Source organism: Bombilactobacillus sp. ESL1097 (assembly GCF_058107205.1).
Genome location: NZ_JBYLUB010000005.1, coordinates 58,139 through 64,426 on the forward strand (window position 1 = coordinate 58,139; position 6,288 = coordinate 64,426).

The following is a 6,288-nucleotide window of genomic DNA, read 5'->3' on the forward strand; positions in this document are numbered from 1 at the left end:
TCCTGTTCTGCCAAAGCATTATTCCTGACTGATCTATAATCTTGAATCTTGCCTCACCATTGTCCGTGAATAGTCCGTTCCCCAAGTTTCCAGAGCTTCAATCACAAAAGAGAGGGTTTGTCCAAATTCTGAAACTCGATATTCAGTCTTCACCGGGACAACCGGGTAAATTGTTTTATCAATGATCCCATCACTTTCTAGTTCATTTAACTGCTTAATCAACATTCTTTTAGATACATAAGGCAGCTTTCTCTCTAATTCAGAAAAGCGCAAGACACTATTTTTAAATAAGTGATATAAAATCACACATTTCCATTTACCCGATATGAATTGCAAGGTATTTTGTACCGGACATCCTAAGTCGCAATTATAATTCTTTCGCATTTTAAAATTCACCTGTTGTTAATTAAAAATTCTCTGTAAAACACTCAACTCAGCCACTTTAAATTTTTTCACTTTCATTAATCAATAAAATATATTATACATTTTAAGTGAAATGATACTAGAGGTGAATTTAAATTCACCTAATGCTTTTAAATTCACTTCTTCCAATATTTTGAAATTGTATTAGTATCTTCATTACTGAGAGGTAATAAAGATGACTAAAAAAATTCACGCTGTCGGTTTTTATCAACACCTACCAATTTCTGACGCGAACAGTTTCGAAGACTTAACCATTCTAGAACCTACTATTAGAGCTCATGACTTACTAGTTAAGGTGGAGGGCGTTTCTGTTAACCCAGTGGATATTGGTGTTCGCAAATCAGGAAGTACTACTAAATTAACAGTTCCGCAAATCATTGGTTGGGATGCTGTCGGAACAGTTATCAAAACCGGTCCTCAAGTCTCCTTATTTGCTACTGGTGATCGGGTTTGGTATGCCGGCGATTTCACTAGATCTGGTAGTAATTCCCAATACCAAGCAGTTGACGAGCGAATTGTCGGATGGGCCCCAACTAATTTAAAAAACGAAGCCGCCGCCGCAGTTCCTTTAGTAGGCTTAACCGCATACGAAGCTTTATTTGAGAAGTTAAAGATTGACCCTACCATTAAGAGCCACCAAACTATATTAATTATCAATGGTGCTGGCGGTGTGGGATCTATCGCTATCCAACTGGCCAAACTAGCTAATCTTACAGTGATCGCAACCGCAGCTCAAGACAGTGCGATTCAATGGGTTAAACAATTAGGGGCCGATTATGTAGTCGATCATCACCAAAATTTAATTAAGCAAATCCGTCAGTTAAACTTTCAATACGTAGATTATATTTTAAATCTCAACAATCTGGACGCTCATTGGGATGAAATTGCGGAAATCATCAAACCTGACGGTCAAGTAGTCGCAACTACCGAAAATCAGCGTTTAATTGACCTCCAAAAACTGACCAAAAAACGCATCACTTTTTCGTGGGAATGGATGTACAGCAAATCATATTATCAAACTAAAGACATGATTTCCCAACACAAAATTTTAAATACAATCGCGCAATTATATGAAGAAAACAAACTGCAACCAATTAACAAAATTAATTACGCCCCCATCAACGCTGCAAACATGAAAAAAGCGCACGCTGATGTGGAAACGGGACATATGAAGGGCAAAGTTGTCCTAACAGGATGGCAACCTTAACTAGCTGATAAATATCTGCAAAATCTTGCAGTAGCTGGCAATTGATTAAGGATCAGCCAACACTTCAAAAAATCTCCGACATCACGCTGTTAATTAGCAAGTGGCGCAATCATTTCAACACGTGATAATCAATTGCTCTGGAAATTTACAAGCTTTTGTAACCATTACACCCAAACTTCTGCTTTGGAGCAGTACTAAAAAATGTTCGTATCCATAATTGATGTAAACCCCAAAATAAAAAAAACTTTGGAAGTTTCATCATCAATCAAATACGAACATTTTTTGTGTTTCACCTTAGGTTATCATTTCGCTACTAATTGCGATTGACATATTCTTTAAACGATAAACACGGTTAATTTTTGAATTTACCGACTAAGCTTACTGTCTTAAACCCTTCGGATAAAAATTTTTCAATTGTTGCTGAACCAATTTGCCCCATGAAAAAATCTTATGTTCAAAACTAACTGCCACAAATCCTTGATAGTCATAACGTTGTTGCAAAGTTAAAGCCTCACCATGCACAAAATGCTGGAATTGCTCCGCAGTTAACTCAATGACTTGTTGAAATTGCTCCGGTGCTAACGCCAATACTAAGGCATGATTGGGTTCAAAGCGATTTTTCTTAAACGTGCCCAATTTCAAACCATTACGTAAAACGTGCAGTGTTGGTACCGCCTGACCATCAATCACACTACTATATAATTCAGTACCTTGTACCAGCGGTTTAATGTCCAAGGACTGCGTCAATGTTTGCTGGACAAACTGTTGCCAAGTCGTTAAGTCTAAGGAAGTCCGTTTTTTGGTTTTCGAATGTTTTAAAACAGCAGCTGGAGCCGATAAATCGGCAGCTTGGGTTCCATTTTTGTGCAGCGCACAAATAAAATGCCCCTCACCTGCATAATGCTGGGGAAACAAGCGTACAGCCTTGGTTAAATCAGCATGACCATTGCCCCATTCAGGATAGCCATGATCCATCTGCGCGGTAGTTGGTAAATCAATAATTTTCACCGGATAATGCTCAACTAACCAGGCAATGTTTTGCTCATCTTCTTCCGGAGCAAATGTGCAAGTTGAATAAATCAAACGGCCTCCTGGCTTTAACATTGTCACGGCTGAATCTAGAATCTGACGTTGTAATTTGGCACATTGCAAGACATAATCCAAAGACCAATACTTCATGGCTTCTGGGTCTTTACGAAACAAACCTTCCCCTGAACAAGGTGCATCCACTACAATACAGTCGAAATATTGCGGCCAAACCTTGGCCAATTGCGCTGGTGAATTATTGGTCACTATTGCATTAGTAATCCCCCAACGTTCAATATTTGAGGATAAAGTCCTCGCTCTCGCTGAATTTATCTCGTTAGCTACTAGTAAGCCCTTCCCCTGTAAAAAAGCTGCTAATTGCGTACTTTTGCCTCCAGGAGCTGCGCATAAATCTAAAACTCGCTCCCCCGGTTGCGGCTGAGCAAATTGGGCCACATTCATGGCACTCGGATCTTGCGAATAAACCCACCCCGCTAAATGATCAATCGCTTTACCACTAACTTGACCGTAATAACCATTATCCACGCCAAAGACCGGTTGACTTAAGTCCTCATTGACTAAGGCAGTTGAACTTTTAGCAGGATTTAAACGAAAGCCGTGCGTTGCGGGTCGTTGAAAACTAGCTAAGAAAGGCGCCGCTTGAGTGCCCAATAACTGTTGATACTTTGCGACAAATGTTGCCGGTAACTCATTTTTCATGAAGAGCCTCATTTTTATTCTTATGATTAATTAATAATTGAAACGCTGCTAATAAAATGACTGCAATAAATAAAAAGATTAAGTACAGCATAAAGTATTTCCAACTAACAATTTGAATTTTAGCAAAAATAATGATTAACGCGACACCAAAAGTCACCATTTCGGTAATCACAAATTTCAACCAATTGCCAAATTGAAAGTCTAAAAGTAAATCACCATTGAGTAAGGAGCGTTTCAATAACTGTACCGCAGGAATTTGCACAAAAAAGCTTAAAAATAGAACTAACAACGCAATTCCTGACAAAATCAGCAACGTCCACCCCCAACGTAGCCACCAGCTTTGCTTAATATTATTAATTTGATTTGCTGAACGATAAGGATAACTAGCATGCAAGATAGTTTGAACTCTTTTAAGTTTTTGCGGATGATTTAATAATTGTCCATCAATCACAATTTGATAATGTCGAATCTGAGTATGATTATGTTGTTTGGGCGAAGTTGAAATAAAGATATGTTGATTGAGTTTCGAGGTATTGCTCAAGCCAGTATAACCAATCACAGAATAGTAGTTATGGTTTAATTGATAATAAGCTTGATACTGAGGTTTATACGTCTTTTGACCAAGATCACGACCTAAAACCACAAACGGGATTGGCGATTGAAAATCACTTGGTGAAAAAAAGCGACCATTGGTCATGGGTAAAGCTTTGACATTATGTGACATATACACATAACTTAAGTTGGGGTTCTTTTTTTGAATAAAATTAATTTGATAATGTTTCACATTGTTTCGTTCAAACTTTCGTAAAACCGTTGGAATTGATTGGCGTGAACGTGACGGAAAAATTAGTGCATTTTCTCGAATATTCCCCCGATCCATCAGTGTTTGGTAATTGCGTAAATCATTTTTGGAAACCACAACTCCTGCTAACACTAATAAGCATATCATTAAAATATTTAAAACAATTGTTCTTTTCATAATTCACCTGACTACAAATAAATGATCTTTAACTAAATCAAAGGTTGGGTAAAATTGATTAATCTTAGCAATTCTGGCATCGTAATGTAAATGGGCCCCTTGCCAAAAGCGTAAACTATTCGTAGCCCCACGATATTCACCAATGACCCATAATTGTGGACGAGTTGTCCAAGAGCGTAACTCTTTTAAAATTTGCCAATCAATTTCCTCGCGGTCAGGACTCCAAGCAAGTAAAATTACATCAACTTGCGAGCCGTAACGCTGCAAGGCCGTTAGTGCATCAGCTTGCTGAACTGGTAACCACGGCTGATGTCCGGTGCGACTTTGCTTAGACCAAGACAAATCATCAGTCGCAATAACTGATTGTTTTCTTTGTTGTAGTCCCCAACTCAAACTGGCATTGCCTGCCATTAATTCTAAGTACGACTGTTGTGGGAAACATTGTACCCAACAATTTAACATTGCTTGATTGAGTAAGGCCCAAACACCATACTGCTGTTGCAGAAACTGACGAAAATCATCAATAAATCGTGCTAAATTTTCTAAATACTTAACTTTTTGTTGCCATGTCAAACTAGGCATAACTTGAGTATTAAGTAATAATCTTTGCAAATCTTGGGCATCCAAAATCAAAGGTGGTAAACTTTGAAAGGGCAAGGTTTGTTTTTGATAAGCTTGTAGTGTTAATTGCATTTGCTGTAAACGATAGCTAAGTTCTTTATCGGCTTGCAATTGTGCTTGATATCGTTGTAATTGTTGGGGATATGATAGATTTTGCATAGTTGACCTTAAATTATTGTTATTTAAAAAGTTTATCATAATTAAGAAGTCGAGACAAAATTGAATCTTAACAAAGTTTTTAAAGATATCAATTCCATAAAAGTGTATCATATTAATTAATAGAGTTATTAATCATTGGTAAGTGAGGTTTAAGTATGAGTAAAGAAAGCAACTCTAACGAAACTAGTAGCTTAAAGGATTGGGGCATTTGGCTGTTACAAACCCTTTTATTAGCTGCTGTTTTATTTGGCATTATCACGTTATTAAATCGTTTTGTCTTTGATAATGCCCGGGTTTCTGGTACATCAATGCAGCCAACGTTTGAAGACGGTGATCGCTTAATTGCTTATCGTCATAGTCAATTAAAGCGTGGTGAAGTGGTCGTCATTGATGCTCCCGACGAGCCAGGACAGTTCTATATCAAACGAATTATTGCCACACCAGGAGAAAAGGTCGTCGCTAAAAATAATGAAATTTATATTAACGGCAAAAAAATATCCCAGAATTATTTGAAGCCAGGTTTCAAATTAGTTGATGATGGCAGCAATGGTGTTTATGGAACACGCTATGCTGATACGGGTAATTTTTCGATTAGTTCGTTAGCTAAAACATCAAACTATATGCAGATTTATTCTAAAAAACAGTTACAGCAAATGAAAAAGACCAATCGGGTGCCCAAAGATTCGTACTTTGTAATGGGTGATCATCGCAGTGTCTCTAAGGACAGCCGCTATATCGGTTTTATTAAAAAGAATAAAGTGGTCGGCGTTGTTAAATGGCGTTACTGGCCATTAAATCATATGAAAACATTTTAATCGAGGAGAGGATTGATTAGTATGCAGTACAATTTATCGGAATTAATTATCGAATATCAAAAGAAAGCTCACAAAAATGATGCACAATTTGCATTTGAAAGCCATTTTTCGGTAGAAAAAATCCACGCTATCAAGGCTGGTAAAGCGGATTATACTCCAGAAGATGAGCAACGCATTATGCAATACATCAGTGATCATTCTTAATTTGAGATTATCAAAAAGACTGGGATTTTAAGCTAGTTTGAAGTTAACAGTATAATCATTGTCAACTTTAACTAGCTTGATAGTCCCAGTCTTTTTATTTAATTTATTTTCAATTATTTACTTTTTACGCAAAA

7 protein-coding genes are annotated in these 6,288 nt (G+C 37.3%); 3 read left to right on the forward strand and 4 right to left on the reverse strand.

All coding sequences use genetic code 11. The features are described from left to right. Positions 1–33: 33 nt before the first annotated feature. Positions 34–384 carry a winged helix-turn-helix transcriptional regulator gene (locus tag AC3B6D_RS09430; protein WP_489757646.1) on the reverse strand — a complete coding sequence of 117 codons (351 nt, stop codon included), beginning with the start codon at positions 382–384 and terminating at the stop codon, positions 34–36. A gap of 214 nt (positions 385–598) precedes the next feature. On the opposite strand from AC3B6D_RS09430, the gene AC3B6D_RS09435 reads away from it, so the two are divergent. Then, complete coding sequence (locus tag AC3B6D_RS09435; RefSeq protein ID WP_489774986.1) at positions 599–1,630, forward strand: zinc-binding alcohol dehydrogenase family protein; 1,032 nt, start codon at positions 599–601, stop codon at positions 1,628–1,630. 378 nt (positions 1,631–2,008) lie between these two features. On the opposite strand, the gene AC3B6D_RS09440 is transcribed toward AC3B6D_RS09435, so the two are convergent. From AC3B6D_RS09440 to AC3B6D_RS09450, 3 genes are read right to left on the reverse strand one after another with little or no spacing between them, the layout of a single operon-like run. Beyond that, the gene (locus AC3B6D_RS09440; RefSeq protein WP_489774985.1) at positions 2,009–3,376 is read right to left on the reverse strand and encodes an RsmB/NOP family class I SAM-dependent RNA methyltransferase; all 1,368 of its coding nucleotides are present in this window, start codon (positions 3,374–3,376) and stop codon (positions 2,009–2,011) included. Continuing rightward, the gene (locus AC3B6D_RS09445) at positions 3,366–4,355 is read right to left on the reverse strand and encodes a hypothetical protein (protein ID WP_489774984.1); all 990 of its coding nucleotides are present in this window, start codon (positions 4,353–4,355) and stop codon (positions 3,366–3,368) included. Before AC3B6D_RS09445 ends, AC3B6D_RS09440 begins: the two co-directional genes overlap by 11 nt. A gap of 3 nt (positions 4,356–4,358) precedes the next feature. After that, the gene (locus AC3B6D_RS09450; protein ID WP_489757642.1) at positions 4,359–5,135 is read right to left on the reverse strand and encodes a hypothetical protein; all 777 of its coding nucleotides are present in this window, start codon (positions 5,133–5,135) and stop codon (positions 4,359–4,361) included. A 155-nt stretch (positions 5,136–5,290) separates the two neighbouring features. Between AC3B6D_RS09450 and lepB the strand changes: the two genes are divergently transcribed. Then, on the forward strand, positions 5,291–5,950 hold the full coding sequence (lepB, locus tag AC3B6D_RS09455; RefSeq protein WP_489757641.1) for a signal peptidase I: 660 nt from the start codon (positions 5,291–5,293) through the stop codon (positions 5,948–5,950). Positions 5,951–5,971: 21 nt separating this feature from the next. Next, complete coding sequence (locus tag AC3B6D_RS09460; protein ID WP_489757640.1) at positions 5,972–6,154, forward strand: LBP_cg2779 family protein; 183 nt, start codon at positions 5,972–5,974, stop codon at positions 6,152–6,154. The last annotated feature ends 134 nt before the right edge of the window (positions 6,155–6,288 follow it).